Raw genomic sequence first — 25,182 nt, 5'->3', positions numbered from 1 at the left:
GGGTACGACTGCGGTCCACGGCAGTCGTCGCGCCCACTACGTGTGGGAGCGTGTCCTGTGGACTGAAATAACTACCAAGGAGACTTATCATGTCTGTTGGCGCCCAGAGCACCGAGCGCAAGAAGGAAATCCTGGCCGAGTTCGGCCTGCACCCGACCGATACCGGTTCCCCGGAGGCACAGGTCGCACTGCTGACCGACCGCATCCGCAACCTCACCGAGCACCTGAAGTTCCACAAGCACGATCACCACTCCCGTCGTGGTCTGCTGCTGCTCGTCGGTCGCCGCCGTGGCCTGCTGAAGTACCTGGCTGAGACCAACGTTGATCGCTACCGCGATCTGATCGCTCGCCTGGGCCTGCGTCGCTAAGCCCACGCGATCTAAAAAGAACCAAGCACCCTTCGGGGTGCTTTTTTCGTGGCTTAACCTGCTACGCTGTGGCGAAGAGACAGAATGGACGGCATCGACGATCGTCCCCTCGCCCTAAGTACTAGGAGAATCTTGAGTCCGCGTAATACCGCAACCCTGAGTATCAACGATGAATACGGCCTGACTGAGGCCATCGCCACGCTGGATAACGGCAAGCACGGCACCCGTACCGTTCGCTTTGAGACGGGCATCCTGGCCCGCCAGGCCGACGGCTCTGTGACCACGTATCTCGACGACGACACGATGATGCTGGCCACCACCACCGCCTCCAACAACCCGCGCGAGGGCATCGACTTCTTCCCGCTGACCGTGGACGTGGAAGAGCGTATGTACGCCGCCGGCCGAATCCCCGGCTCGTTCTTCCGCCGTGAGGGGCGCCCGTCCACCAACGCCATCCTGGCTGCGCGCCTGATCGACCGCACGCTGCGCCCCATCTTTGCCAAGGGCGTGCGCAACGAGGTGCAGGTCGTGGTGACGGTCCTGAGCCAGCACCCGGATGAGTACTACGACGTCGTGGCCATCAACGGCGCCTCGGCCGCCACGTCCATCTCTGGTCTGCCGGTGACTTCGCCGGTGGGTGGTGTTCGTATGGCGCTTATCGACGATTCGTGGGTCGCCTTCCCCAATGTTCAGCAGCGCGAAGAAGCTGTCTTTGAGATGGTCGTGGCTGGTCGCGTCGTCGAGAAACGTCAGGGCCGCAAGAAGAGCTCCGATGTGGCCATCATGATGGTCGAGGCCGGCGCTGGCAACGACGTGCTGCAGCGTATTGCCGATGGTGCTACCGCGCCGGACGAGGAGATCGTCGCGCAGGGCCTGGAGGCCGCCAAGCCGCACATCAAGACGCTGTGCGAGGCTCAGAAGCTGCTGGCCGACGAGGCAGGCAAGGAGAACAAGAAGCTCGAGCTGTTCCCGCCGTACACCGACGACGTGTTCAAGGCCGTGGAGAAGAAGGCCGGCAAGAAGCTGGCCTCCCTGCTGGAGATCCCCACCAAGGCCGAGCGCGACGAGGCCACCAACGAGTACATGGCTCAGATCGAGGAATCCATCGAGGGCGAGGGCGTGCGCGCCGCCTACAACGATGTGATGAAGAAGATCGTGCGCGAGAAGATCCTCACCGAGGGATTCCGCATCGATGGCCGTGGTCCGAAGGACATCCGCGAGCTCGTCGTTGAGGTTGAGCTGATCAAGCGCGCTCACGGTTCCTCGCTCTTCGAGCGCGGAGAGACCCAGATTCTGGGCGTGACCACCCTGGACACGCTCAAGATGGAGCAGCAGATCGACTCGCTGACCCCGGAGAACTCCAAGCGCTACATTCACCACTACAACTTCCCGCCGTACTCCACCGGCGAGACCGGTCGCGTGGGGTCGCCGAAGCGTCGCGAGATCGGCCACGGTGCGCTGGCAGAGCGTGCCCTGGAGCCTGTGCTGCCCACCCGCGAGGAGTTCCCGTACACCATTCGCCAGGTTTCTGAGGCGCTGGGATCTAACGGCTCGACCTCGATGGGTTCGGTCTGCGCCTCGACGCTGTCGCTGTACAACGCGGGCGTTCCGCTGAAGGCTCCGGTCGCTGGCATCGCCATGGGTCTGGTCTCCGGTGAGGTCAAGGGCAAGACCACCTATGTGGCACTGACCGACATTCTGGGCGCCGAGGACGCGTTTGGCGACATGGACTTCAAGGTCGCCGGTACCGCGGACGTGATCACCGCGCTGCAGCTGGACACCAAGCTCGACGGTATCCCGTCTGAGGTGCTGGCCGATGCGCTGAAGCAGGCCAAGGAAGCACGCCTGGAGATCCTGGAAACGATGGGCGACATCATCGACGGCCCGGACCCGATGAGCGAGCTGGCTCCGAAGATCACCTCGCTGACCATCCCGGTCAGCAAGATCGGTGAGCTTATCGGCCCGAAGGGTAAGACGATCAACTCGATCACGGAGGAGACCGGCGCCAACATTTCCATTGAGGACGACGGCACCGTGTTCGTCTCGGCGGTCACGGGCAAGTCGGCGGATGAGGCGATCGAGAAGATCAACGCCATCGCCAACCCGCAGCAGCCCAAGGTGGGCGAGCGCTTCCTGGGGACTGTGGTCAAGACTGTGGCCTTCGGTGCCTTCGTCTCGATCACCCCGGGTAAGGACGGCCTGGTGCACATCTCCAACCTGGGTGGCGATGAGCGCATCGAAAAGGTCGAGGACGTGGTCAACGTTGGTGACAAGATCCAGGTAGAGATTGCGGACATCGACAACCGTGGCAAGATCTCCCTGGTCCCCGTAGAGGACTAGAAGCCGATAAAGCCCCAGGACCTATCGAGTCCTGGGGCTTTTGCCTTGTTGGGCGGATATTAGGGGCGGTCCACATCCACGACGACGCGGGTCGGGTTCTGTAGTACCTGTACCGAGTAATTACGCGGCGCGCCATTGAGCCCGATGACAAACTGGTCCTGACCCTCAAAAACTCCGGCGTGTGCCACACCAGCGATGGCCCCGGCTCCCGGAGTCTGGCCGATGGGCCAGTCCTCGTGGCCGGTCTCGAAGGGAAGTCCCACGCCCCGAATCATCAGGTTGATGGCGGTATCACCGCCCACCTCTACGGGGTAGCCGGAGGCCTGCTGCCGCGGCTCGGAAGTAATGTCAGTGAAGTAGCCGGGGATACCGGTTCCGCCCAGCTCGATGACCACGCGATCGAAATTCTCGTGGCTGCCCGCGCGCACGTCTGTGACGTACAGCTGGGTCTCACCCTGCGGCTCGGCGTTCTTCGGTCCCGCAGAACCGGTCTGGGGCTGCACCGAGCCCTGCATGGTGCTGGGCTCGTTCTTGTCCGTGCTGGGCTTCTGTGAGCTCGGCTTCTCGCTCGGCGAGGCCGTCATGGTGGTCGTGCTCGGGTTAGGCGCCGCGGCGTTGTCCTCGTTGTCGCAAGCGACCAACACGAGGGCGAGCGCTGCAACGGATGCGGCTGCTGTGCGGTAACGGGGTCCGTGGGGCTTGACTGTCATAATTAACAGGCTACCTGGTGAAGGTAGCGTAGGGGAGAGAACCTAACCTCAAGGAAAAGGACTGTTATGACGATCAAGGTTGCCGTACTTGGTGCACACGGGCGTGTAGGCCAGGCCGTGGTTGCGGGCGTCGAGGAATCCGACGAGTTCACCCTGCATGCCAGCGTGGGGCGTGACGACGCCCTGTCCGCTATCGACGGTGCTGACGTTGCCGTGGACTTCACCACCCCTGATGCCGTCATGGACAACCTGAAGTACTGCATCGAGCACGGCGTGCACTGCGTGGTGGGTACCACGGGCTTTGATGATGAGCGCTACGACACAGTGCGCTCCTGGCTGGAGAAGAATCCTGAGGTCGGAGTTTTGGTGGCGCCCAACTTTGCCATCTCTGCCGTGCTGACCATGGTGTTTGCCGCTCAGGCCGCCAAGTTCTTCGAGTCCGCCGAAGTCGTGGAGTTCCACCACCCGAACAAGCTGGATGCTCCCTCCGGTACCGCGGTCAAGACCGCCCAGGCTATCGCGCAGGCGCGCAAGGACGCGGGGATCGACCCGATGCCGGATGCCACCAAGCAGGCGCTGGACGGTTCGCGCGGCGCACTCGTTGGGGACGTGCCCGTTCACGCGGTGCGCATGACCGGAATGGTGGCGCACGAGGAGGTTATCTTTGGCACCCAAGATCAGTCCCTGACTATTCGCCAAGACTCTTACGGGCGCGAGAGCTTTGTGCCCGGAGTGCTCACGGGCGTGCGTCAGATTGCGGATCGTCCGGGCCTGACCATTGGCCTGGAATCCTTCCTTGACCTGTAGGTTCGAGCCTCAATGGATGTATCTGTAATCGCAGCGCCCGAAGGGGGTGCCGAGGAACTGGTTGCGCGCGTCTCCCAGTTGGATCTTTCCCCGGCCGAATGCGTGCGTTATTTGGTGGAAATCGGCCAGGAACAGCCCCTGGAACATGCGCACCTGAGCGTGCAGGTGACAGGCATCGCCCGGGGCGCTGCTTGGGTCGTGCGCACGCTGGACTCTGCCCGCGGGGTGAATGTGAGTATCACCGAAGGCGTGGGCACTGACATCGTGGTGCCCCAGGCCCTGGCGGATCAGGAGGAGTTGGCCGGGATTCTGCGTCGAGCGGTCGATGAGGCCGTTTTTGTCTACCGTGACATGCAATCGGCGCTTCTAGAACGCGAGGATGAGCCCAACCTGGTCGAGCGCAAGCGGATGGCGGAGCAGGTGGCACGCTATGTAGTCCCCGGAGCGATGAGTACCAACATGGTGATCACCGCCAACCTGCGCCAGTGGCGCGCGCTACTCGCCGAGTGCGAGCAACCGCAAGTGGATGAGGAGGTAAAGGCGCTGGCCGAATCCGTGCGAGAAGCGCTGGTGCCTTATGCCCCGACGGTGTTTGCTCGCATGTAGCTGGCACGTCGATACGCACAATTGACCTGGTTCGCGGTAACCTGGTTCCCCATGAGCACAGGTTTGACCGCGAACTCCGACACTGGCGCCTGCGGCACTGTCTGCGTCGCCATGGTCACCCCGTTCGATCAGGACGGCGAGCTAGACCTCGCCGCTGGTCGTCAATTAGCCGCCCACCTGGCGGACTATGGTGTGGACGCACTGCTACTTGCCGGAACCACCGGCGAGTCGCCGACCACCACCACGCGGGAAAAACTTGCCTTGCTCTCCGCAGTGAAGGACGAAGTAGGGGATCGTGTACAGCTCATTGCTGGAGCTGGCACGAACAACACCGCCACCAGCATCGAGCTTGCCAAGGTGTCTGCCGAGGCGGGCGCCGATGCCCTGCTGGTAGTCACGCCCTATTACTCCAAGCCCACGCAGCGTGGGATCGTCCAACACTTCACCGCAGTGGCCCAGGCAACTGATCTTCCGGTGTGCCTGTACGACATTCCGGGCCGATCGGCAGTTCCGATCGAGTCTGATTCCATCCGTCAACTGGCGGAGGTCGAGACGATCGTGGCCATGAAGGACGCCAAGGGAGACCTGGCGGCCTCCGCTGAGCTGATCCACGATTCCGGTTTGACCTGGTACTCCGGTGATGATCCCCTCAACCTGCCCTTCTTGGCGCTGGGTGCAGCGGGCTTCATCTCTGTGGTTGGTCACGCGGCACCAGCAGCGCTGCGCGAGCTGTACACGAGCTTCGAGGCTGGCGACCTTGCCCGAGCGCGGGAAATTAACGCCAACATTTTGACCCCGCTGACTCACGCTCAGGCACGCCTGGGCGGAGTGAGCTTTGCCAAAGCAGCCCTGCGACTGCAGGGCATCGAGGTGGGCAACCCACGTCTCCCGGTGGCTGAGGTCACTGATGAGGAGCTGGATGTCCTCCGTAATGACTTAGAACAAGCTGGAGTCCTCTAAATATGACTGAACCGAACAAGCGCCCCCGCAAGGTGACCCGCAAGGCGGGCCCGCCTGAGGCGGAGGCGCCGACGTTCCAGACCGCCGAGCAGCTGAGCGAGAACAACTCGGATGCCGGCAATCGCTCCAACCGCGAGCAGAAGAACGAGAACAAGTCCGAGAACAAGAACGGCAACAACGGCCGCAACCGCGGACGCCGTGGTGGCCGTGGTCGCGGTCGTGGCGGAAACAACAACAGCAACAACGGCGGCGGACGTCGCAAGACGATGCAGGGCAATGACCTGACTAAGCGCCTGCCCGAGCCGCCGAAGCCGCCGAAGGGTGGCGTGCGCCTGTACAACCTGGGCGGTATCTCCGAGATCGGTCGCAACATGACCGTCTTCGAGTACAACGGTCGCCTGCTTATCGTGGACGTGGGAGTCCTGTTCCCGTCGTCCGGCGAGCCGGGTGTGGATCTGATTCTGCCCGACTTCGGCCCGATCGAGAACAAGCTGGACAAGATCGACGGCATCGTCATCACCCACGGTCACGAGGACCACATTGGTGCGATCCCGTGGATTTTGAAGCTGCGCCACGACATCCCGATCTACTCCGCCAAGTTCACCCTGGCGTTGATCGCGGCAAAGACCAAGGAGCACCGCCAGCGTCCGAAGATGCATGAGGTGACCAAGGACTCCGACATCAACGTCGGCCCGTTCCGCCTGCGCTTCTGGACGGTTGGCCACTCCATCCCGGATGCTCTGGGTGTGTCCATCAAGGCGGGCAACAACCACGTGGTCATGACCGGCGACATCAAGCTCGATCAGACCCCGTATGACGGCAAGCCGACCGACCTGCCGGCGCTGTCTCGCCTGGGCGATGAGGGCATCGACCTCTTCCTGGTTGACTCCACCAACGCCACCATCCCGGGTATCTCCAGCTCGGAGGCTGGAATCGAGAACAACCTCATCCGCATCGTGCAGGGTGCTCGCCAGCGCGTCATCCTGGCCTCGTTCGCTTCGAACGTCTCGCGCGTGCAGATGGCCGTTAACGCCGCCGTGGCTTCAGGCCGCAAGGTTGCCTTTAACGGTCGCTCGATGATCCGCAACATGGAGATCGCGGAGAAGATGGGTTACCTCAAGGCTCCGCGGGGCACCATCATCTCGGTGGACGACGCCTCCAAGATGGCTCCCCACAAGGTCATGCTCATCACCACGGGTACTCAGGGTGAGCCGATGGCGGCACTGTCGCGCATGTCGCGTCGCGAGCACCGCCAAATCACCGTGCGCGATGGCGACATGATCATCCTGTCCTCCTCGCTCATCCCGGGCAACGAGGAAGCCGTCTTCGCTGTGATCAACAACCTGGCGCAGATCGGCGCCGAGGTAATCACCAACAAGGAAGCCAACATTCACGCCTCCGGCCACGGCTACGCCGGCGAGCTGCTCTTCCTGTACAACGCGGCCCGCCCGAAGAACGCGATGCCGGTCCACGGCGAATGGCGCCACATCCGCGCAAACAAGGAGCTGGCCATCTCCACCGGTGTGCCGCGCGAGAACGTCGTGCTGGCGCAGAACGGCGTGGTCGTTGACCTGGTTAACGGCAAAGCGCAGGTCACCGGCCAGATGTCCGTGGGCCACCTCTACGTCGATGGCGTGACCATGGGTGACGTGGATGCTGACGTGCTGGCGGATCGCACCAACCTGGGTGCCGGCGGCGCGGTCTCGATTACCTGTGTGATCGATGACAACACCGGTCGCCTCATCGAGGCTCCGCGTGTGTCCACCACCGGCTTCGCAGACGATGACCGCGGTGTCATCCCCGAGGTCAAGGAGATGGTCGAGTCCACCATGGCCGACCTGGCCGCCCAGGGGGAGAATGACACCTACCGCATGGTTCAGCAGCTGCGCCGTCGCGTCGCCCGCGCCATCGAGCAGAAGTGGAAGCGCGAGCCGGTGATCCTGCCGACCGTCGTTCCGATGAATACGGGTGGACTGCTCGCCGACGACGAGGACGTGGAAACTTCCCGAGAGTCGCTCTAAGCTAAGCGGCATGTCTTTTGCCGCTTCTGAACGCCGCCAGCTCGCCCAGCTCTTGCACGCCAAGGGGCCTGATGCCCCGACGCTGTGCGAGGGATGGACCACGCGAGATCTGGCGGCGCATCTCTTTGTGCGTGAGCACAACCTGCCGGCCGCGGCGGGAATGTTTGTCAGCCCGCTGGAGAACAAGCTCGAGGCGGCGATGGATGAGGCGCGTGCCCGCGACTACGACGCGCTTATCGACGCCTGGGCAGCCGGGGCGCCCAAATGGAACCCGATGAAGTACGCCGACTCCAAGGTGAACGCTGCCGAGAACTTCATCCACCACGAGGATGTGCGCCGTGGGGGAGGGGAGATCAAGCCCCGCGAGTTTAGCCAGGTGGTCAACGATCAGCTCATCAACGTGTTGAAGCGCTTCTCTAAGGTGCTGTTGCGTGGCAGTGACAAGCCTGTGGTCTTGACTCCGCGCGGTGCTAAGCCGATCATCATCAATGGCAAGCCGGGCGTGGCCGAGCTGGGTGACGACGTTATTCGCGTGACCGGCGAGCCTGGTGAGCTGGTGCTGTGGATGTACGGCCGCGATGCCGCCGAAGTTGAGGTCCAGGGCGACCCCAGCGCCCTAAAACGCGGCGTGTAACCGGTGTGGCAGATGTGATCAAAGGGGGTTGAGCGGTTAGAGTGGCTGCCATGTCTGTGAAGAACACGGCACCGCGTTCTCGATCGCGCCGCCCCCGCACGCCTGCCTCCCGTCGCGCCGCTGAAACTGCCAGCGAGCGCACCAGCAGCATGCCCGCGGTGAGTGCCTTTGGGTCGATGCTGTCTTCGCTACGCGGTTCAAGCAGCTCGGAGGAATCTGAGCTGGTTGACCACCAGCCGCAACCACAGCGCGAACCCGAGGACGAGGGCCCGCGCAATAACGGCCGCAACGACGGCACCGCGCTGATCCTTTTAGGTCTGGCCGCTGTGCTGGGAGCGTCGGTGTGGCTGCACATCGCCGGGCCGATTGGCCGGGCGATTTCTTTTGCCGCGCACATGGTCATCGGTGCCGGAGCCCTCGTGCTGCCTGTCGCGCTCGTGGCAATTGCTGTTGCCCTTATGCTGCAGGTGCGCCCGAATGCCAACAGCCGGGTCGCGCTGGGCACCGCGCTGATCGTGGTGAGCATGCTGGGTCTGATCCATCTCTTCGCGGGTAACCCACCGGAGTGGGAGCAGCGGATGAACGCCGGTGGTGCTGTGGGTGCTTGGACCGGCGGGCTGTTGGCCGCAGGTTTTTCGGCCTATGTGGCAATTCCGCTGCTGATCTTGGTCATCGTCTACGGAGCGCTCCAGGTCACGGGTATTACCGTGCGCGAGGGAATCGACTACCTCAAGGAAACGCTGCGCTCCGAGCCTGGCGAGGACGACTGGGATGAGGAGGAGGACGAGCAGGAGGCCGCTCCGGTCGTCGAGAAGCGTCCCCGACGTCCCCGCCCACGCCCGTCGCTGCCGTCGACATCCACCCGCAGCAGCCGCCTGCGTAACTACCCGCCGGATACTCCTTCGCTTTTCGACGTCGAGAAGGAAGACCCGGAGATCGACGAGACCACGGGGCTGTCCCCACAGACGGACGAGTTTCCGGCGGTCGCGGCCGAGCCTCAGCAGACCAAGAAGCTGTCTCCTAAGCCTCAGCCAGCACCGGCTCCCGAGCCCGAAGCTGAGGCCGAGGAACCGGCCGAGCAGGACGCGGTGGCTACCTCGCGCGAGGCGATGCGTCAGGCAATCATTGCGCGGTCGGGAATTGATCCCTCGGCCGTGCCGGCCTCCACGCCCAAGAGCGAAGAGGAAGCCAACGTTCCGGCGCCGCAGCCGCGCATTCCGGAGACGAGCTCGGATTACGAGCTGCCGAGCACGGAGCTGCTGATCGCAGGTGAGCCGCCGAAGACGCGCACGGACTCTAACGATCGCACGATCGAGGCAATTACGGACGTCTTCGAGGAATTCAAGGTGGATGCCACCGTGACCGGGTTCTCGCGTGGACCTACGGTGACGCGCTACGAGGTCGAGCTGGGCCCGGGTGTGAAGGTTTCTAAGATCACCAACCTGCAGCCCAACCTGGCCTACGCCGTGGCGACGGACAATGTCCGCCTGCTGACTCCGATTCCGGGCAAGTCCGCCGTGGGCATCGAGGTGCCCAATGCGGACCGCGAGATGGTGCGCCTGGCCGATGTGCTGGAGGCACCGAGCGTGGTGGGAGACCACGACCCGACTCTGGTGGGTCTGGGCAAGAACATTGAGGGCGAGTTCGTCTCGCACTCGATCCAGAAGATGCCGCACCTGTTGGTCGCCGGTTCGACCGGTTCCGGTAAGTCGGCGTTTGTGAACTCGATGCTGATCTCGCTGCTCACGCGCGCTACCCCGGAGGAAGTTCGCCTCATCCTCGTTGACCCGAAGATGGTCGAGCTGACCCCGTATGAGGGCATCCCGCACCTGATTACTCCGATCATCACGCAGCCGAAGAAGGCCTCGGCCGCGCTGCAGTGGCTGGTCGAGGAGATGGAGCAGCGCTACATGGACATGAAGTCCGCGCGCGTGCGCCACATCAAGGACTTCAACCGCAAGGTTCGCTCCGGCGAGATCACCACACCTCCCGGTTCCGAGCGCGAGATGCGGCCGTACCCGCTGATCGTGTGTGTGGTGGACGAGCTGGCCGACCTCATGATGACTGCGCCGAAGGAGATCGAGGATTCCATCGTGCGCATCACGCAGAAGGCGCGTGCCGCAGGCATTCACCTGGTGCTGGCCACCCAGCGCCCCTCGGTGGATGTGGTCACCGGTCTGATCAAGACCAACGTGCCGTCCCGCCTGGCCTTTGCTACCTCCTCGTTGACGGACTCGCGCGTCATTCTTGACCAGGGGGGCGCCGAGCGACTGATCGGTATGGGCGATGCTTTGTTCATCCCGCAGGGAGCGGGAAAGCCGCGTCGCATGCAGGGTGCCTTTGTTACCGACGAGGAGATCCAGGCAGTCGTCGACGCGGCGAAGGCGCAGGCGGAGCCCTCGTACACCGAAGGCGTAACCGACGATAAGTCCGCCGATGCGAAGAAGGACATTGACGAGGAGATCGGCAAGGACATGGACGACCTCCTCGAGGCCGTCGAGCTGGTGGTGACCTCGCAGTTCGGTTCCACCTCCATGCTGCAGCGCAAGCTGCGCATCGGCTTTGCCAAGGCCGGTCGCCTCATGGACCTGATGGAAACCCGCGGTGTGGTTGGGCCCTCGGAGGGATCCAAGGCCCGCGACGTGTTGGTCAAGCCCGAGGAGCTGGAGACCATCCTGTGGATGATCAAGGGTGCTGACCCCGCCGAGGCGCCGAAGGACATGGCCGCGGACGATCAGCCGGGTGATGACACCACGGTGGTGGAGGCCACCTACAACCCCTCCAACGGCGCCGTTTAGGTCACATCAGATATAGTGGGGCGCCGTGGTGGAGGGGAGTACCCCTTTTGCGGCGTGGATCGTCAACACGGGAGCTGTACGTAGCGCTCCCCGGTCGCGCCGGCCCGCTCGATGAGACAACGGGTGGGGGAGACCTCCGGTCACTGTTCATGTCACACGACCGGAGGTAAAACACATGAGTGTTCCCCTATGGGTCTGGATTTTGACCATCGTGGTCATTCTGGGCTTTTTTGTTTTTGACTTTGTTTCCCACGTGCGCACCCCGCACGAGCCCACGCTGAAAGAAGCCGGGCTGTGGTCCTTGTTCTACGTGGGACTGGCTCTAGCTTTCGGCGGCATCGTGTGGACGGTCTGGGACCACGAGCACGGCGTGCAGTACCTGACCGGTTACGTCACCGAGAAGGCACTAAGCGTAGACAACCTCTTCGTCTTCGCGCTCATCATGGGTGCGTTTAAGATTCCTCGCCGCTACCAGCAGAAGGTGCTGCTCATCGGCATCGTGTTGGCGCTGGTGTTCCGCCTGATCTTCATCCTGCTGGGTGCCGCAGTCATTGCTGCCTGGTCGGACGTGTTCTACCTGTTCGCCATCTTCCTCATCTGGACGGCTGTGAAGCTGTTCTGGGACGAAGTCACCGACGCCGAAGAGACGGACCCGAAGGATATGCGGGTGGTCAAGATGCTCAACAAAGTTGTGCCCGTGACCGATCGCTACTACCGCGATCACCTGTGGGTGAAGCAGGCTGGTAAGCGTGCCATGACGCCGCTGTTTGTGGCACTCATGGCCATCGGCATGGTGGACATCATGTTCGCCTTCGACTCCATCCCGGCGATCTACGGCATCACCCAGGAGCCGTTCCTGGTCTTTGCCACCAACGCCTTCGCCTTGATGGGTCTGCGCCAGCTGTACTTCCTGCTCGACGGTCTGCTGGATCGCCTGGTGTACCTGCCGTACGGCCTGGCACTCATCCTGGGCTTCATCGGCGTCAAGCTGCTGCTGCATGCCCTGCATGAGAACAACCTGCCGTTTATCAACGGCGGCGAGAACGTCACCGTTCCCGAGGTGCCTACCGTCCTGTCTCTGGTGGTCATCCTGGGCATCCTGGCCGTGACCGTGATCGCGTCCGTGATTAAGAACAAGCGCGACGAATCCAACGGGGCAACGAACCAGAAGGCGCAAAAGTACGACTACGACGATCTGGGCAACAAGCACCGCGTCGACGCCGATGGCTACATGATCGACGAGGACGGTAACGAGCTGGACTGGGACGGCAACGTCCTGGCTGAAAAGGGCGGTGACCCCACAGGAGGCCACGTCCACTAAGGGGTTAGTTCTCCCAGACGTTGATCACAGGATTCCACGGTCGGATCTCCCGGCCGTGGAGCACACCCTCCTGGGTGAACGGATCTTGATCCATTAACTGCTCTGCATCAGCAACCGTGGCCTCACCTGGTAGCTGAAGCACAATCAAGGCATCGCCTCCGGTCAATGGGCCGGAGGCGATAAGTTTTCCGTCCTCCTTGAGGGAGGCAAGAAACTCCCGATGGACGGGACGAAGGCGCACGATGTTCTCGTCGCCGTCGGGATACCGGTATACACAGGAGAAGTACGTCATGCGCTCATCCTATCGGTAGGATGAGGCCTGTGACTTCTGGATCTAGCTCGAACCTGAATCTGCCGAATGTGCTCACCAGCCTGCGCATTCTGTTCATCCCCGTCTTTGTGTGGGTCACACTTTCGGGTTCCTTATGGGCCGCGTTTGGCATCTTCGCGGCGCTCATGATCACGGACAAACTCGACGGCGACATCGCCCGCGCCAAGGGGCTGGTGACCACCTTTGGCAAGATCGCCGATCCGATCGCGGATAAGGCGCTGATGACCGCCGCGCTCATCTGCCTGAATATCGAGCTGGGCATGCCCGTCTGGATCACGGTGGTCATTCTGGTGCGCGAGTTTGGCATCACGTTGTGGCGCATGGTGCTGCTGCGTCAAGGGCGTGTGGTGCCGGCCTCGAAGGGCGGCAAGATTAAGACCACCCTCCAGGCGCTCGCGGTGGCGCTGTACCTGGTACCGATTGTTCCCCAGTGGCTGGCGTTGGGTGTGATGCTCGCGGCCGTGGCTGTCACGGTGGTCACCGGTGTGCAGTATCTCCTCGACTCATGCCGTACACGATGAGCGCGGCGGATGTCGTTGCAGCGCTGCGCGCGCGGGAATGGAGCTTAGCGACGTGCGAATCGCTGACAGCCGGACGCCTGGCTGCAACGATTGCTGATGTGCCAGGAGCCTCGAACGTCCTGCGCGGGGGACTGATCACGTATGCGACCGCACTGAAAGCAGAATTGGCCGGAGTGGATTCTGCGCTGCTGGCAGCTCGCGGAGCGGTGGACCCCGATGTGGCCCAGGCTATGGCGCTCGGCGCGCGGCGGGAGTGCTCGAGTGATGTGGCCGTGGCGCTGACCGGATTTGCCGGCCCCACTGGTGACCAGGTCGGCCTGGTCTACATCGCGATCGCGCACCCGGGAGGAACGTTCTGGCGCCGGTATGATTTCAGCGGATCACGCGAGCAGGTACGCAACCAGGCGGTGGCCAGTGCGCTGAATATGCTGCTCACGCTTGCTCGGGAACAAAACGGCACCGACACTCGTTATACGGGGTAATGATGACCACGACTGCTCTTTTAACCCGCCCCCAGCCGGCAGCTCAGGAGATGCTTTTGCGCGAGGCGCTCGGTATGACGCTGCGCGCGTTTCGTGCTGATAAGAACGTCACCCTGCGTGAGCTTGCCGAGACCGCCCGTGTTTCCCCCGGTTATCTCTCCGAACTGGAGCGCGGCCGCAAGGAGGTCTCCTCGGAGCTCCTAGCCTCCATCTGCCACGCCCTAGGTGTGCGCATCTCGGATGTTCTGGTGGAGGCCGCTGGCACGATGACGCTGCCGTCGGTGGTGGATGAGCTGACCAATACTCAGCCAGCCGCCGCGGAATAGCGCTACGATTATTCACGATTAAGCACAAACCCTAGAAAGGTCTGAAAGACACCACCATGGCTAATCCATTTGTTAAGGGCTGGAAGTACCTGATGGCTCTGTTCGACTCCAAGATCGAGGAGAACGCTGACCCCAAGGTGCAGATCGAGCAGGCTATCCAGGACGCTCAGCGCCAGCACCAGGAGCTGTCCCAGCAGGCAGCGGCCGTGATTGGTAACCAGCGTCAGCTGGAGATGCAGCTGAACCGTCGCCTGGGTGACATTGAGAAGCTGCAGGCCAACACCCGCCAGGCCCTCACGCTGGCCGACGAGGCCCGCTCCAAGGGCGACGAGGCCAAGGCCGTGGAGTACGAGAACGCCGCTGAGGCCTTCGCAGCCCAGCTCGTGACCGCTGAGCAGTCTGTGGAGGACACCAAGCAGCTGCACGATCAGGCCTTGCAGCAGGCCGAGCAGGCCAAGAAGGCCGTGGAGCGCAACTCCATGAACCTGCAGCAGAAGGTCAACGAGCGCACCAAGCTGCTCAGCCAGCTGGAGCAGGCCAAGATGCAGGAGAAGGTCTCCGAGTCCCTGAACTCCATGAACTCGATCACCTCTGGTTCCACCCCGAACCTGGATCAGGTGCGCGAGAAGATTGAGCGTCGCTACGCCAACGCTCTGGGCCAGGCAGAGCTGGCGCAGAACTCTGTGCAGGGCCGCATGGCTGAGATCGAGTCTGCTGGCGTGCAGATGGCCGGCCACTCCCGCCTGGAGCAGATCCGCAGCGAGATGAACAAGGACAAGCAGCTGGGCACCGGCCAGAAGAAGGCCATCGAGGCGGAGAACACCTCCGCCGCCGGCCAGCCGACCGTAAATGTCTCCGACGACGCGGTTGCTCGCAAGATGCGTGAGCTGCGCGGCGACGTCTAAAGAACGGCGAAAAAGCTTCTTTTTCTGCAGAAGCGCTAGTCTCCCACACCCCGGGCGACTAGCGCTTCTGCTAGTTTCCGGGCCCGCTGAATCGCGCGCACGATGAAGGGCACGCCGAACGCGGTGATTGACCAGCTGGCGCCCCGGGCCGCGCGAGCCTGCAGGATCTCCTGGGCGCTATGCAGCTGGAGTGGAATGAGCCGGATGGTTAGGGAGATCGCCAGACTGATGGTCTCTACCGGCAGGCCGAAGCGGGCGAAGGGGGACAGGCCGCGCTCCAGTGCGTCCATGAGCTCGGCCACGGTGGTGGTCAGAGTCATGAGGGCTGCAGCAGCAATGGTGGCTAGCAGACCGATGATCGTGGTGAGTGCGACCGCCAGCGAGGCCTGCCACCACTGCACTGCTGCCAGGGGCACCAGAATGGGCAGTGCGGGCAAGATCTGGCCGGCTGCAATGCGCACCGGTATGCGCGCACAGAGGTATCCAAGGGCTACCAGCGGGACCGCTACGATCAGCGGGGCTCCGAGGGCGACCACGATGACGTAGGCAACGAGCACGGCGAGTTTGAGCAAGACAGGCGTGCGGTGGATAACGCTCGTGCCGGGGATATATACCCCAAGGGGGACGTTTACTCCCACGTCATGCTCTCCAGGTAGGTGGAAATGACCTCATCGGGCAGGCCATCTGCAACCACGCGCCCCTTGTCGATGTAGATGACGCGGTCGAAGTCGCTGATCAGGTCGAGATCGTGGGTGACCACGATGAGCTGCTGCTCCAAGCGACTGAATTCGCGCTTGATGCGCAGGCGGTTGCGGGCGTCGAGAAGCGTTGTTGGCTCGTCGGCCACGATGATCTCGGGCCGCATGACCAGAACGCTGGCCAGGGCCAGCAGCTGTTTCTGCCCGCCGGAGAGAGTATGCGGGGAGTCGTCGGCGTGAGTGTCTAAGCCGAAGCGGTTAAGCGCTTCGCTGACGCGCGCGGACTTTTCCTCGCGGCTGAGTTTGAATCGGCGCAGGGAGAAGGCGACGTCATCGCGCACGGTGGGCATGATGATCTGGTTATCCGCGTCCGAGAACACGAAGCCGACGCGTCGGCGGACCTGCTTGGTGTGGGAGGCGACGTCGAGATCACCGACGCGAACCGTGCCCGAGGTGGGTGAGACCAGGCCGTTGATCAGGCGCGCGCAGGTGGATTTGCCGGAGCCGTTGGCACCGATGATGCCGATGCGGGCTTCGGCAAGCTCCAGAGAGATGGGGCCCAGGATGGTGTGGGGGACATCCACCTGGGCATGGTCGAAGACAATCATGCGTTGCGGCGCAGATCCGGCAGGGCCTTGTGCACTCCGATGGCGATGAGGATGGCCGCACCGACCTTGATGGCATCGGGGAGGAGGAACGGAACCTGCGCCAGGGCAGCACCGCTGAGCGTGAGCTCGCTGCGCAGCATCAGACCCAGGGAACCGCAGATGTACTGGCAGGCCAGTCCGGCGATGCCGCCTACGATGATGCTGACGCGGTAGGCGATAAGCCCGGCCACGAAGGCGGATACGAGGTAGCCGACGATGTACCCCACCGTCGGGCCAGCCAGAGCCGCCAGGGTTGTGCGGCCGCCAGCCAGGACGGGCAGACCAACGAGGCCCAGCAGGAGGAAAAGGCCGACGGCGAGCGATCCACGACGCGCGCCCAGTACGAGTCCAGTGAGGATGACCACGGCATTTTGCAGCACGACGGGCACTCCAGCCGCGCCCACCGGAATGGACACGAACGCGCAGACGATGATCAGCGCCGCGAAGACGGCAATGTAGGCCAGGTCAGTGACCCGAGAACGATTAGTCATGGGAAACATCCTAGCTTGAACACCGTTCAACAACGCCTACAGGGTAGGCTCGCGCGCATGCGATTAACGGAGTTCACCAGGCTGCTCGAGGATGAATTCGGAGCGACGCGCGGGGCATGGATTGCTCATTCCCACGTAGTGGCTGCATTGGGTGGCACGGCGAATGAGCTTATCGACGCCGGGGTGAGCCCGCGAGACGTTTGGCGCGAGCTGTGTCGGGACTTCGACGTGCCCGAGGAGCGTCAGCTGGGAATTGATCGCCCCTCGCGTGGTTAGGCGCGTGTCGTTGGTTTTCGAACATCTGTGCGTGTATGGTCGAAAGTGATGTCCGGGCCGGGAATTATTCTGCCCAAACAAATGGAACCGCCGCGTGTTTTGCGCGGTCTAAATAGTTAGCCACAAACTCCAACCACGAGAAGGATAAAAGACTGCTATGGCAGGTAAGAAGAGTACCAAGAGCCAGGCCTCAGCTCAGGGGGATAGGACGAAGGCGCTGGATGCAGCGCTGTCCATGATTGAGAAGGACTTTGGCAAGGGTGCCGTGATGCGCCTGGGTGACGATAACCGTCCGCCGATCCAGGCTATTTCCTCCGGTAACACGGCTATCGACGTTGCACTCGGCATCGGCGGTTTCCCGCGCGGGCGCATCGTGGAGATTTACGGCCCGGAGTCCTCGGGTAAGACCACGGTAGCCCTGCACGCCGTGGCGCAGGCCCAAAAGGGTGGCGGAATCGCGGCCTTTATCGACGCCGAGCACGCCCTCGACCCGGACTACGCCAAGAAGCTCGGCGTGGATACCGACAATCTCCTGGTCTCCCAGCCCGACACCGGTGAGCAGGCGCTCGAGATCGCGGACATGCTGGTGCGCTCCGGCGCTATCGACATCATCGTCATCGACTCGGTCGCAGCCCTGACCCCGAAGGCCGAGATCGAGGGTGAGATGGGTGACAGCCACGTGGGTCTGCAGGCTCGCCTGATGTCCCAGGCTCTGCGCAAGATGACCGGCGCGCTCTACAGCTCGGGCACCACCGCAATCTTTATTAACCAGCTGCGCGAGAAGATCGGCGTGATGTTCGGCTCGCCGGAGACCACCACCGGCGGTAAGGCGCTGAAGTTCTATGCATCGGTGCGTTGCGACGTCCGCCGCATCCAGACCCTCAAGGACGGCCAGGATGCTATCGGTAACCGCACGAAGATGAAGATCGTCAAGAACAAGGTCTCGCCGCCGTTCAAGATCGCCGAGTTCGACATCATGTACGGCGAGGGCATCTCCCGTGAGTCCTCCATCATCGACCTGGCGGTGGAGAACGGCATTGTGAAGAAGTCCGGCTCCTGGTTCACCTACGACGGTGACCAGCTGGGCCAGGGCAAGGAGAAGGCCCGCCTCTTCCTCAAGGACAACCCGGATCTGGCCGACGAGTTGGAGAAGAAGATCTTCGCCGCACTGGGTATTGGTGCCAAGCCCGAGGATACAGCTGCCGAGGGTGATATGGCCGTGCCCGGCGTGAGCGACGAGCTCAGCGACGACCCGGTGGACATGATCCCGAACGTCGACTTCGACGATGAGGACGATGACGCCTAAAGACGAACGCATCGAGGCGTTACGTGCCGCCGTGGAGAACTTCCAGGGCGGCACGATCTTTGATGCCGAAGCGGAGGAAGCCAAGGCGGCGGTGCGCAAGCGTGCCCTGGGCCTGTTGGATCAGCGAGCGCGCTCGCGCCACGAACTGCGCGGCCGCCTCGTAGATGCCGAGTTTGACCCCCAGGTGATCGACGAGGTTCTGGCCGACCTCGAGCGTGCCCACCTCCTCGATGACGCGCACTTTGCCTCCGAGTGGGTTCGCCAGCGCCACGCCCGCCGCGGCAAGTCCGCCTGGGCCCTTGACCGAGAGCTCAAAGACAAGGGCGTGGGGGAGAGCGACCGCCGGGCTGCCTTGGAGCAGGTCGACTCCGCCAGCGAGGAGGAGACGGCCTTTCAGGTCGCCCGCAAGAAGGCCCGCTCTGAAAAGCACGTACCCGAGGACCGTGCGGAGTACGACAAAGCCCTGCGCCGCGTGGTTGGGGCATTGGCTCGCCGCGGATTCTCCAGCGAGATGTCCATGCGCATCGGGCGCAAAGTCTTGGACGAGCGCATCGCTGATCTCGAAGAGTAGGCCGACGGGATTTCCGGGGATTTCGGACCAGCAAGCAGCACTATTACACTGGCCCTCCGTGACACAGACGACGCAGCAGGTAGATGGCCCACGCACCTACGAGGTGCGCACCTTCGGGTGCCAAATGAACGTGCACGATTCCGAGCGACTCTCGGGCTTGCTCGAGGACGCCGGCTACGTGGCTGCCGAGGCTGGCGACGAGGCCGATCTCATCGTCTTTAACACCTGCGCGGTGCGCGACAACGCAGACCAGCGTCTTTACGGCACGCTCGGCAACCTGAAGCACTCCAAGGAAAACCACCCTGGCATGCAGATCGCCGTGGGCGGTTGCCTGGCGCAGAAGGACCGCGACACTGTGGTGTCCAAGGCCCCATGGGTCGACGCCGTCTTTGGTACCCACAACATGGGTGCCCTGCCGGCGCTTCTGGAACGCGCCCGACACAACGACGAAGCCCAGGTAGAGATCGTCGAGTCCCTGGAGGAGTTCCCCTCCGTCCTGCCCGCCAAGCGCGAGTCGGCTTATGCCGGCTGGGTATCTATCTCTGTGGGTTGCAATAACACCTGCACGTTCTGCATCGTGCCTTCGCTGCGCGGTAAAGAGCAGGATCGCCGCCCCGGTGACATCCTCGCCGAGGTGCAGGCCCTGGTGGATCAGGGAGTCAGCGAAGTGACCCTCCTGGGCCAGAACGTCAACTCCTATGGCGTGAACTTCTCTGATCCCGACCTGGAGCGCAACCGCTCCGCCTTCTCCGAGCTGCTGCGCGCCTGCGGCGACATCGAGGGCCTGGAGCGCGTGCGCTTTACCTCCCCGCACCCGGCGGAGTTCACCTCGGACGTCATCGACGCCATGGCCGAGACCCCGAACGTGTGTCCGCAGTTGCACATGCCTTTGCAGTCGGGTTCGGACGCGGTGCTCAAGTCCATGCGACGTTCCTACCGCACCAAGAAGTTCCTGAACATCCTGGACGAGGTGCGCGCCAAGATCCCGCATGCCTCCATCACTACCGACATCATCGTCGGCTTCCCGGGAGAGACCGAGGAGGATTTCCAGGGCACGCTCGACGTAGTGGAAAAGGCCCGCTTCAGCAGCGCCTACACGTTCCAGTACTCGCCGCGCCCTGGCACCCCGGCCGCCGAAATGGAGCAGCAGGTGCCCAAGGAGGTTGTCCAGGATCGCTTCGAGCGCCTGGTCGCTCTGCAGGAGCGCATCTCCGAGGAGGAGAACGCAAAGCTGATGGGCACCGAGGTTGAGCTGCTGGTTCAAGACGGTGGCCGCAAAAATGATCGCACCCAGCGCATGTCCGGTCGCGCCCGCGACGGTCGCCTGGTCCACTTCACCCCCGAGGGCGACATCCGCCCGGGCGATGTGGTCACCGTGACGGTTACCGACGCCAAGCCCCACTACCTCATCGCCGATAGCGGCGTGCACACTCACCGTCGCACCCGTGCCGGCGACATGTCCGAAGCCGGCTGCACCCCGACTACCGCGCCGATCGGCGTTGGTCTGGGACTGCCCACCCTGCGAAAGGCTTAAACACATGTCCAACCCCGCACAGCTGGCCGCCGAGGAAAAGCAGGCCGCCCGCCAGATCGACTTAGGTTCAAAGTTCTACTGGCTCGCCGCGGCCGTTGTGTGCTGGGTCCTGTTCCTGGTGCTGCCGCAATCCGGCAGCGTGCGGGGCCTGGACGTAACCCTGTTCAGTGCCTCAGCCCGCGAGCACGGCACCTACATCGTCGAGTGCGTCTACGGCGTGCTTATTGCTCTGGGCCTCGGTGTCTTCACCACCTTGACGCTCATCACCCGTCGCACCGCGTTCGCGTTGATCGCGTGGATGCTGACCACCGTCGGGCTTGCCGCCGCGCTGTTCTCTCTGTGGCTGCGCCAGACAGGGGAGGGCGAGGCCACCGGTATCGGCATGTACATCAGCATTGTAGGCGTGGCCCTTGCAGTGTTCGCCTACTCCACGGTTGCTTTACGACGCAGCGACGCCCAGCGCACCATCGCAGAAAAGCGCGCCGCCAGCTCCGGACTTGACGAGGTGGGGCAGGCCCAGATGGAGGCTCGCATCCCCATGGAGAATCCTGTGCTTATCGACGACCGTCGCCAGCGGTTGCGGAAGAAGAAGGGGTAGTTCGCTGGGCTTTGTCGACCGCCAATTCCTTCCGGTCGACCACGGGAGCGGTTTCGCGTACCGCGACCAGGGTTTTCGCTGCCGAGCTCGCTGCCCACGGTCGACCGGAAGAAACTCGACCCGATTACTGACGATTCGGACAACACCGGCACGGAACTCCTTAGGAAAAGCCTTCGGCATGACACACATCCTTCCGCAGTGACCCGCAGATCACCACACATTGAGTGTCACCTATCCCTGCAGCAGTCCCAGGCAGACGTCGAACGGGCCGTGCTCGAGGCCATTACTATCCTACGGGCCGTTCGGCTGCGCAATCTCTGCTTCACCGTCGAGTCCGGCATCCATTTCATCACTCTTCTTTCCTGGAGACGGTTGGCCTACGTGAAGCCCCAGCTTGGTGAGACTCCGGTGGGGCGGTACCTCGATCATTAACAGCGGTGTCACGACCGGGCACAAGTGGGGGGCGACTGGAAGCCTACGGCGGGAAACTCGTTGAGAACATCATCCAAACAGTCGCCCGTGACCTCCTTGTCCACTCCATGACACTCGTCGCTCAGGCTGGGCGCAAGGTTGCCATGCACGTCCACGGCGAAATCGTCTTCGACGTACCCCAAGACTCCGACTTCACCGTCGCCGATGCCTGCTAGCTCATGCCGAGACCGCCTTCCAAGGCAGACGGGATGCCGCTAGTTGCCGACGGTTACGAATGCGACTACTACCGCAAGGATTAGACGCGCCAGAGAGGTAACTCGCTCCAGTTGTCAGGTGCGCCTGTGCGAGAAAACGGCACGATGGGATTGTGCGGGTAGGTGTCGAACAGTTTCGGTAGCCGGTCGGCGGGAGACAGGTCCAGTTGGCGATGCAGGTATTGGATAAGTGAGAGCTGCCCGAATGCACGATTTATTCCTTCAGCTATCGGAGCGAGCCTGATGTCATCGTTCAGTTTCGGTTTGATGTCGTAAACACGGTTGAACATCCTTGCATGGTGAGCTGCGTAGTTGCGCAGAATATTCAAGGATTTCAGCCACGATTCGAGCTGAGGACCGGTTAGACCGCAGGGTTGAGCAATCCGATTGCGCACTATATTGGGTGCAATGCCGTACAGGTACGACAGCATTCCCCAATCCATAATTTCGACGGCCGCCCAGATGGGTAGAGTCCCGCCATACTTGGATTCGTGGTGGGCGACGAAGTCCTCCTTCGACGCTTTCAATGCCGACTGGTACTTCCTTAGCCACACCTCGTGCAGACTACGTCCGTCTTTGCTTCGACGCTGTGCCCGAGCGCTCAAACGTTGGGGATTCAAATAGATCAGAGGGTCAAGGCGACCCAGCTCGTGGCCAAGCTTGGTTCGAATGGCCAACTCTACGCGATCAAGCTCGATGAATACGCTGTGGCGTAATTGTTCGTCAAACCCGTAAAGTGCTACCACCAGGTCAAACGATGCACCGTCAACAAATTCATCTCGGGCGGTTCCGTCGCCTTTGGAGAAACGGCGCATCGGGTACCAGTATCCGGACAAGCGGTAGTAGTTCAATCGCGCTAGCAGCGCCTCGGCATGCTCGGGATCATTAACTCGCATCCCACGCTGACTAAGCAATTCGACCTGTTCACCGTAGGTCTTGAACTTCTTCATCTGCTCCACGCGCACCCCTGCTGAAGATGAAAAGACGAAGACCGGCCCTGGACTCCCACCGAAGCGGGCAGCGGAACCGGTCATGTTGTCTGCAAGGTTACCTGGTTGACGATACCGAAGCAAGAGCACGCGGCACGGAGCCATCGGTACGTTAACGCATCAGTGTGCCCTCTGACCCGTCCGGATTCGTCGGTGCTCGGGGGCGTATGGGCGAGAGTCATCCTCACACCGTCTCCGGTTTCGGTGCCATCCGTGCCTGACAGGTAATTGCCTGGCGAGTTGCGTCCTATTTCCTCAAGGAGGATCGGACCTTGCCCAAAGAGGACAGCCCCGAGTTTAGGGTCCGAGCCCTACAACTCATCGAAGAACGCTTCCGCCTTGAGCGACAATCAGGATGGGTGGTCTACACCGCCGTCGGCGCGGCACTCGACGGGATCTCGGCCCACACCCAGCGCAACTGGTGGAAACAGCACCGCATCGACCACGGACACACCCCAGGCGTGATCACCACCGAAGCCGAAGATGTCACCCGACTGTGCAGAGAAAATCAGCAGTTGCGTCGCGCCAACGAGAGGGACTGCCGTCTGCATGAGGCTCTGGGCTATCGCACCCCCGCGGAAGCTGAATCCCTATACTCACGAAAAAGACACAGCGTCCGTTGCGTGGTGACCACAGAACGAAACCCAGGACGCTTCACATCACGTAGAAAGTAAAACCCGCTCCTATGGCACGACGCTCCACCAAAGCCAAACCTGCCAAGACGCTCGAACAGACCCTGTGGGAAGCAGCAGACAAGCTGCGCGGCAACCAAGAACCTAGCGAGTACAAACACGTCGTACTCGGCTTGGTGTTCCTGAAGTACGTCTCAGACCGCTTCGAGGAACGCCGCGAACAGCTCAAGGAAGAGCTCACCGCTGACGGCATTAAGCCCGAACGGATCGGCGCCTTCCTTGAAGAACGCGATGAGTACACCAGAAACAACGTCTTCTGGGTACCCGAGAACGCGCGTTGGGCATCTGTGCAGGACTCGGCGAAGCATCCACAGATCGGCGAGATCATCGACAACGCCATGGACGCCATCGAGAAAGAAAACCCCTCACTACGAGGCGTGCTCCCACGGAACTATGGCCGTGATGGCCTAGACAAGCGACGCCTTGGCGAGCTAGTCGACCTCATCGGTTCGATCGGTTTCACCGAGACCGACGACCACGGAGCCGATGACGTGCTCGGCCGCGTCTACGAATACTTCCTCGGCCAGTTCGCAGGCAAAGAGGCAGGCAAGGACGCTGGAGCGTTCTATACACCGCGCTCCGTCGTCCGGACGCTGGTAGAGATGCTTGAACCGTACAAGGGGCGCGTCTACGACCCGGCAGCAGGTTCGGGAGGCATGTTCGTCCAGTCAGCTGAGTTCGTGAAGGCCCATGGCGGCAAGCGCACCGACATCTCCGTGTACGGCCAGGAGTTCACCGACACGACATGGAAGCTAGCGAAGATGAACCTCGCTCTGCGTGGCATCGAAGCAGACATGGGGTCCCACTCAGCGGACTCGTTCACCGAAGACCTGCACCAGGACCTGCGTGCTGACTACGTGATCGCGAACCCGCCGTTTAACGTCTCGGACTGGTGGGATGCGAAACTCGGTGACGATCCCCGCTGGAAGTACGGCACGCCGCCGAAGGGCAACGCGAACTTCGCATGGGTGCAACACTTCCTTCACCATCTTGCACCTCACGGCACGGCAGGTTTCGTGCTTGCCAACGGGTCCCTGTCCTCGAAGAACGGCAGTGAAGGCGATATCCGTCGCAAACTAGTTGAAGCAGGCCTGGTGGACTGCATCGTCGCGATGCCGGACAAGCTCTTCTTTAATACAGGCATCCCCGTGTCGCTGTGGTTCATCTCCAAGGGACGCGATGGCAATGGCCATCGCGCGCGAAGTGGCGAGGTGCTGTTTATCGACGCCCGCAAGCTCGGGACGATGGAGACTCGACGCTTGCGCGTGCTCTCGGACGACGACATTGCGCAGATCGCGGACATCTACCACGAGTGGCGAAACCATGACGGCAACTATAAGGACGTTCCCGGTTTCGCGAAGTCCGCCACGATCGACGACATCGAGAAGTACGACTTCGTACTCACGCCAGGCCGCTACGTCGGCGCTGAGGAAGCCGAGCCGGACGAGGAGCCGATCGACGAGAAGATCGAGCGCTTGACGAGCGAGCTGTTCGCGGAGTTCGAGCGCGGGCGGGAGCTGGAGGACGAGGTTCGGCAGCGAATAGGGGCGTTGAAGTCGTGATA

General features: G+C 62.3%; 26 protein-coding genes. 19 read left to right on the top strand and 7 right to left on the bottom strand.

Annotated elements, in window-relative coordinates:
* The first annotated feature begins 89 nt into the window (after positions 1-89).
* Together rpsO and FHE74_RS02560 are read left to right on the top strand one after the other, a co-directional pair.
* A complete protein-coding gene (gene rpsO, locus FHE74_RS02565; RefSeq protein WP_139464898.1) occupies positions 90-368 on the top strand; it encodes a 30S ribosomal protein S15 in 279 nt (92 codons plus the stop codon).
* 84 nt (positions 369-452) lie between these two features.
* Positions 453-2,708 carry a polyribonucleotide nucleotidyltransferase gene (locus FHE74_RS02560; RefSeq protein ID WP_139464897.1) on the top strand — a complete coding sequence of 752 codons (2,256 nt, stop codon included), beginning with the start codon at positions 453-455 and terminating at the stop codon, positions 2,706-2,708.
* Between the two features lie 59 nt (positions 2,709-2,767).
* Here the strand turns inward: FHE74_RS02560 and FHE74_RS02555 are convergent, their stop codons facing one another.
* The gene (locus FHE74_RS02555) at positions 2,768-3,418 is read right to left on the bottom strand and encodes an AMIN-like domain-containing (lipo)protein (RefSeq protein WP_139464895.1); all 651 of its coding nucleotides are present in this window, start codon (positions 3,416-3,418) and stop codon (positions 2,768-2,770) included.
* A 66-nt stretch (positions 3,419-3,484) separates the two neighbouring features.
* Here FHE74_RS02555 and dapB point away from each other — a divergent pair, with 66 nt between their 5' ends.
* From dapB to FHE74_RS02520, 7 genes are all read left to right on the top strand, one after another.
* Complete coding sequence (gene dapB, locus FHE74_RS02550) at positions 3,485-4,225, top strand: 4-hydroxy-tetrahydrodipicolinate reductase (protein WP_139464894.1); 741 nt, start codon at positions 3,485-3,487, stop codon at positions 4,223-4,225.
* Positions 4,226-4,237: 12 nt separating this feature from the next.
* Positions 4,238-4,831, top strand: coding sequence for an FAD-dependent thymidylate synthase (locus tag FHE74_RS02545; protein WP_139464892.1), 594 nt, complete (start codon positions 4,238-4,240; stop codon positions 4,829-4,831).
* Positions 4,832-4,882: 51 nt separating this feature from the next.
* Positions 4,883-5,791 carry a 4-hydroxy-tetrahydrodipicolinate synthase gene (gene dapA, locus FHE74_RS02540; RefSeq protein ID WP_139464891.1) on the top strand — a complete coding sequence of 303 codons (909 nt, stop codon included), beginning with the start codon at positions 4,883-4,885 and terminating at the stop codon, positions 5,789-5,791.
* 2 nt (positions 5,792-5,793) lie between these two features.
* Complete coding sequence (locus FHE74_RS02535) at positions 5,794-7,812, top strand: ribonuclease J (RefSeq protein ID WP_139464889.1); 2,019 nt, start codon at positions 5,794-5,796, stop codon at positions 7,810-7,812.
* Positions 7,813-7,822: 10 nt separating this feature from the next.
* Positions 7,823-8,446, top strand: coding sequence for a TIGR03085 family metal-binding protein (locus FHE74_RS02530; RefSeq protein ID WP_139464887.1), 624 nt, complete (start codon positions 7,823-7,825; stop codon positions 8,444-8,446).
* Positions 8,447-8,496: 50 nt separating this feature from the next.
* Positions 8,497-11,244 (top strand): FtsK/SpoIIIE family DNA translocase, encoded by a 2,748-nt coding sequence (locus FHE74_RS02525; protein ID WP_139464885.1) that lies wholly within the window; start codon positions 8,497-8,499, stop codon positions 11,242-11,244.
* 175 nt (positions 11,245-11,419) lie between these two features.
* Complete coding sequence (locus FHE74_RS02520; RefSeq protein ID WP_139464883.1) at positions 11,420-12,565, top strand: TerC family protein; 1,146 nt, start codon at positions 11,420-11,422, stop codon at positions 12,563-12,565.
* 4 nt (positions 12,566-12,569) lie between these two features.
* Here FHE74_RS02520 and FHE74_RS02515 read toward each other — a convergent pair whose 3' ends face one another.
* Positions 12,570-12,857: a YciI family protein gene (locus tag FHE74_RS02515; protein ID WP_139464882.1), complete on the bottom strand. Its 288-nt coding sequence runs from the start codon at positions 12,855-12,857 to the stop codon at positions 12,570-12,572.
* A 20-nt stretch (positions 12,858-12,877) separates the two neighbouring features.
* Here FHE74_RS02515 and FHE74_RS02510 point away from each other — a divergent pair, with 20 nt between their 5' ends.
* The 4 genes from FHE74_RS02510 to FHE74_RS02495 are packed head-to-tail and all read left to right on the top strand — an operon-like array spanning position 12,878 to position 15,130.
* Positions 12,878-13,417, top strand: coding sequence for a CDP-alcohol phosphatidyltransferase family protein (locus FHE74_RS02510; RefSeq protein WP_139464881.1), 540 nt, complete (start codon positions 12,878-12,880; stop codon positions 13,415-13,417).
* A complete protein-coding gene (locus tag FHE74_RS02505) occupies positions 13,402-13,899 on the top strand; it encodes a CinA family protein (RefSeq protein ID WP_139464880.1) in 498 nt (165 codons plus the stop codon). Before FHE74_RS02510 ends, FHE74_RS02505 begins: the two co-directional genes overlap by 16 nt.
* On the top strand, positions 13,899-14,225 hold the full coding sequence (locus tag FHE74_RS02500) for a helix-turn-helix domain-containing protein (RefSeq protein ID WP_139464879.1): 327 nt from the start codon (positions 13,899-13,901) through the stop codon (positions 14,223-14,225). Before FHE74_RS02505 ends, FHE74_RS02500 begins: the two co-directional genes overlap by 1 nt.
* Positions 14,226-14,281: 56 nt before the next feature.
* Positions 14,282-15,130 (top strand): PspA/IM30 family protein, encoded by an 849-nt coding sequence (locus FHE74_RS02495; RefSeq protein WP_139464877.1) that lies wholly within the window; start codon positions 14,282-14,284, stop codon positions 15,128-15,130.
* 35 nt (positions 15,131-15,165) lie between these two features.
* On the opposite strand, the gene FHE74_RS02490 is transcribed toward FHE74_RS02495, so the two are convergent.
* From FHE74_RS02490 to FHE74_RS02480, 3 genes are read right to left on the bottom strand one after another with little or no spacing between them, the layout of a single operon-like run.
* Complete coding sequence (locus FHE74_RS02490) at positions 15,166-15,768, bottom strand: energy-coupling factor transporter transmembrane component T family protein (RefSeq protein ID WP_139464875.1); 603 nt, start codon at positions 15,766-15,768, stop codon at positions 15,166-15,168.
* Positions 15,759-16,436, bottom strand: coding sequence for an energy-coupling factor ABC transporter ATP-binding protein (locus FHE74_RS02485; RefSeq protein WP_139464873.1), 678 nt, complete (start codon positions 16,434-16,436; stop codon positions 15,759-15,761). The genes FHE74_RS02490 and FHE74_RS02485 overlap by 10 nt, the downstream gene beginning before the upstream one ends.
* A complete protein-coding gene (locus FHE74_RS02480; protein ID WP_139464871.1) occupies positions 16,433-16,966 on the bottom strand; it encodes a biotin transporter BioY in 534 nt (177 codons plus the stop codon). Before FHE74_RS02480 ends, FHE74_RS02485 begins: the two co-directional genes overlap by 4 nt.
* A 57-nt stretch (positions 16,967-17,023) precedes the next feature.
* Between FHE74_RS02480 and FHE74_RS02475 the strand changes: the two genes are divergently transcribed.
* The 5 genes from FHE74_RS02475 (at position 17,024) to FHE74_RS02455 (ending at position 21,251) form a co-directional block, all read left to right on the top strand.
* Positions 17,024-17,242 carry a DUF3046 domain-containing protein gene (locus FHE74_RS02475; RefSeq protein WP_139464869.1) on the top strand — a complete coding sequence of 73 codons (219 nt, stop codon included), beginning with the start codon at positions 17,024-17,026 and terminating at the stop codon, positions 17,240-17,242.
* A gap of 157 nt (positions 17,243-17,399) precedes the next feature.
* Complete coding sequence (recA, locus tag FHE74_RS02470; RefSeq protein ID WP_139464868.1) at positions 17,400-18,548, top strand: recombinase RecA; 1,149 nt, start codon at positions 17,400-17,402, stop codon at positions 18,546-18,548.
* Positions 18,538-19,119 (top strand): recombination regulator RecX, encoded by a 582-nt coding sequence (recX, locus tag FHE74_RS02465; protein WP_425456317.1) that lies wholly within the window; start codon positions 18,538-18,540, stop codon positions 19,117-19,119. Before recA ends, recX begins: the two co-directional genes overlap by 11 nt.
* Before the next feature lie 58 nt (positions 19,120-19,177).
* A complete protein-coding gene (gene miaB / locus FHE74_RS02460) occupies positions 19,178-20,653 on the top strand; it encodes a tRNA (N6-isopentenyl adenosine(37)-C2)-methylthiotransferase MiaB (protein WP_139464864.1) in 1,476 nt (491 codons plus the stop codon).
* A gap of 4 nt (positions 20,654-20,657) precedes the next feature.
* The gene (locus FHE74_RS02455) at positions 20,658-21,251 is read left to right on the top strand and encodes an Rv2732c family membrane protein (protein ID WP_139464862.1); all 594 of its coding nucleotides are present in this window, start codon (positions 20,658-20,660) and stop codon (positions 21,249-21,251) included.
* Positions 21,252-21,978: 727 nt separating this feature from the next.
* Here the strand turns inward: FHE74_RS02455 and FHE74_RS02445 are convergent.
* Entirely contained in the window at positions 21,979-22,971 is a 993-nt protein-coding gene (locus FHE74_RS02445) for an Abi family protein (RefSeq protein ID WP_180339658.1), read from the bottom strand.
* Positions 22,972-23,276: 305 nt separating this feature from the next.
* Positions 23,277-23,477 (bottom strand): hypothetical protein, encoded by a 201-nt coding sequence (locus FHE74_RS02440; RefSeq protein ID WP_139464860.1) that lies wholly within the window; start codon positions 23,475-23,477, stop codon positions 23,277-23,279.
* 134 nt (positions 23,478-23,611) lie between these two features.
* On the opposite strand from FHE74_RS02440, the gene FHE74_RS02435 reads away from it, so the two are divergent.
* Positions 23,612-25,180, top strand: a complete 1,569-nt coding sequence (locus tag FHE74_RS02435; protein ID WP_139464859.1) for a class I SAM-dependent DNA methyltransferase — start codon at positions 23,612-23,614, stop codon at positions 25,178-25,180.
* Positions 25,181-25,182 lie beyond the last annotated feature (2 nt).

This window comes from Corynebacterium tapiri (assembly GCF_006334925.1).
In the GTDB taxonomy this organism is placed as follows: domain Bacteria; phylum Actinomycetota; class Actinomycetes; order Mycobacteriales; family Mycobacteriaceae; genus Corynebacterium; species Corynebacterium tapiri.
The sequence above is the reverse complement of the archived record's forward strand: the minus strand, read 5'-3'. Positions and strand labels throughout refer to the sequence as shown.

What these genes read in the sequence shown, in the direction of transcription:
- rpsO (WP_139464898.1), top strand. Translation starts at nt 90, where the DNA reads ATGTCTGTTGGCGCCCAGAGCACCGAGCGCAAGAAGGAAATCCTGGCC.
- FHE74_RS02560 (WP_139464897.1), top strand. Translation starts at nt 453, where the DNA reads ATGGACGGCATCGACGATCGTCCCCTCGCCCTAAGTACTAGGAGAATC.
- FHE74_RS02555 (WP_139464895.1), bottom strand. Translation starts at nt 3,418, where the DNA reads ATGACAGTCAAGCCCCACGGACCCCGTTACCGCACAGCAGCCGCATCC.
- dapB (WP_139464894.1), top strand. Translation starts at nt 3,485, where the DNA reads ATGACGATCAAGGTTGCCGTACTTGGTGCACACGGGCGTGTAGGCCAG.
- FHE74_RS02545 (WP_139464892.1), top strand. Translation starts at nt 4,238, where the DNA reads ATGGATGTATCTGTAATCGCAGCGCCCGAAGGGGGTGCCGAGGAACTG.
- dapA (WP_139464891.1), top strand. Translation starts at nt 4,883, where the DNA reads ATGAGCACAGGTTTGACCGCGAACTCCGACACTGGCGCCTGCGGCACT.
- FHE74_RS02535 (WP_139464889.1), top strand. Translation starts at nt 5,794, where the DNA reads ATGACTGAACCGAACAAGCGCCCCCGCAAGGTGACCCGCAAGGCGGGC.
- FHE74_RS02530 (WP_139464887.1), top strand. Translation starts at nt 7,823, where the DNA reads ATGTCTTTTGCCGCTTCTGAACGCCGCCAGCTCGCCCAGCTCTTGCAC.
- FHE74_RS02525 (WP_139464885.1), top strand. Translation starts at nt 8,497, where the DNA reads ATGTCTGTGAAGAACACGGCACCGCGTTCTCGATCGCGCCGCCCCCGC.
- FHE74_RS02520 (WP_139464883.1), top strand. Translation starts at nt 11,420, where the DNA reads ATGAGTGTTCCCCTATGGGTCTGGATTTTGACCATCGTGGTCATTCTG.
- FHE74_RS02515 (WP_139464882.1), bottom strand. Translation starts at nt 12,857, where the DNA reads ATGACGTACTTCTCCTGTGTATACCGGTATCCCGACGGCGACGAGAAC.
- FHE74_RS02510 (WP_139464881.1), top strand. Translation starts at nt 12,878, where the DNA reads ATGAGGCCTGTGACTTCTGGATCTAGCTCGAACCTGAATCTGCCGAAT.
- FHE74_RS02505 (WP_139464880.1), top strand. Translation starts at nt 13,402, where the DNA reads ATGCCGTACACGATGAGCGCGGCGGATGTCGTTGCAGCGCTGCGCGCG.
- FHE74_RS02500 (WP_139464879.1), top strand. Translation starts at nt 13,899, where the DNA reads ATGATGACCACGACTGCTCTTTTAACCCGCCCCCAGCCGGCAGCTCAG.
- FHE74_RS02495 (WP_139464877.1), top strand. Translation starts at nt 14,282, where the DNA reads ATGGCTAATCCATTTGTTAAGGGCTGGAAGTACCTGATGGCTCTGTTC.
- FHE74_RS02485 (WP_139464873.1), bottom strand. Translation starts at nt 16,436, where the DNA reads ATGATTGTCTTCGACCATGCCCAGGTGGATGTCCCCCACACCATCCTG.
- FHE74_RS02480 (WP_139464871.1), bottom strand. Translation starts at nt 16,966, where the DNA reads ATGACTAATCGTTCTCGGGTCACTGACCTGGCCTACATTGCCGTCTTC.
- FHE74_RS02475 (WP_139464869.1), top strand. Translation starts at nt 17,024, where the DNA reads ATGCGATTAACGGAGTTCACCAGGCTGCTCGAGGATGAATTCGGAGCG.
- recA (WP_139464868.1), top strand. Translation starts at nt 17,400, where the DNA reads ATGGCAGGTAAGAAGAGTACCAAGAGCCAGGCCTCAGCTCAGGGGGAT.
- recX (WP_425456317.1), top strand. Translation starts at nt 18,538, where the DNA reads ATGACGCCTAAAGACGAACGCATCGAGGCGTTACGTGCCGCCGTGGAG.
- FHE74_RS02455 (WP_139464862.1), top strand. Translation starts at nt 20,658, where the DNA reads ATGTCCAACCCCGCACAGCTGGCCGCCGAGGAAAAGCAGGCCGCCCGC.
- FHE74_RS02445 (WP_180339658.1), bottom strand. Translation starts at nt 22,971, where the DNA reads ATGACCGGTTCCGCTGCCCGCTTCGGTGGGAGTCCAGGGCCGGTCTTC.
- FHE74_RS02440 (WP_139464860.1), bottom strand. Translation starts at nt 23,477, where the DNA reads ATGCAGACGGCAGTCCCTCTCGTTGGCGCGACGCAACTGCTGATTTTC.
- FHE74_RS02435 (WP_139464859.1), top strand. Translation starts at nt 23,612, where the DNA reads ATGGCACGACGCTCCACCAAAGCCAAACCTGCCAAGACGCTCGAACAG.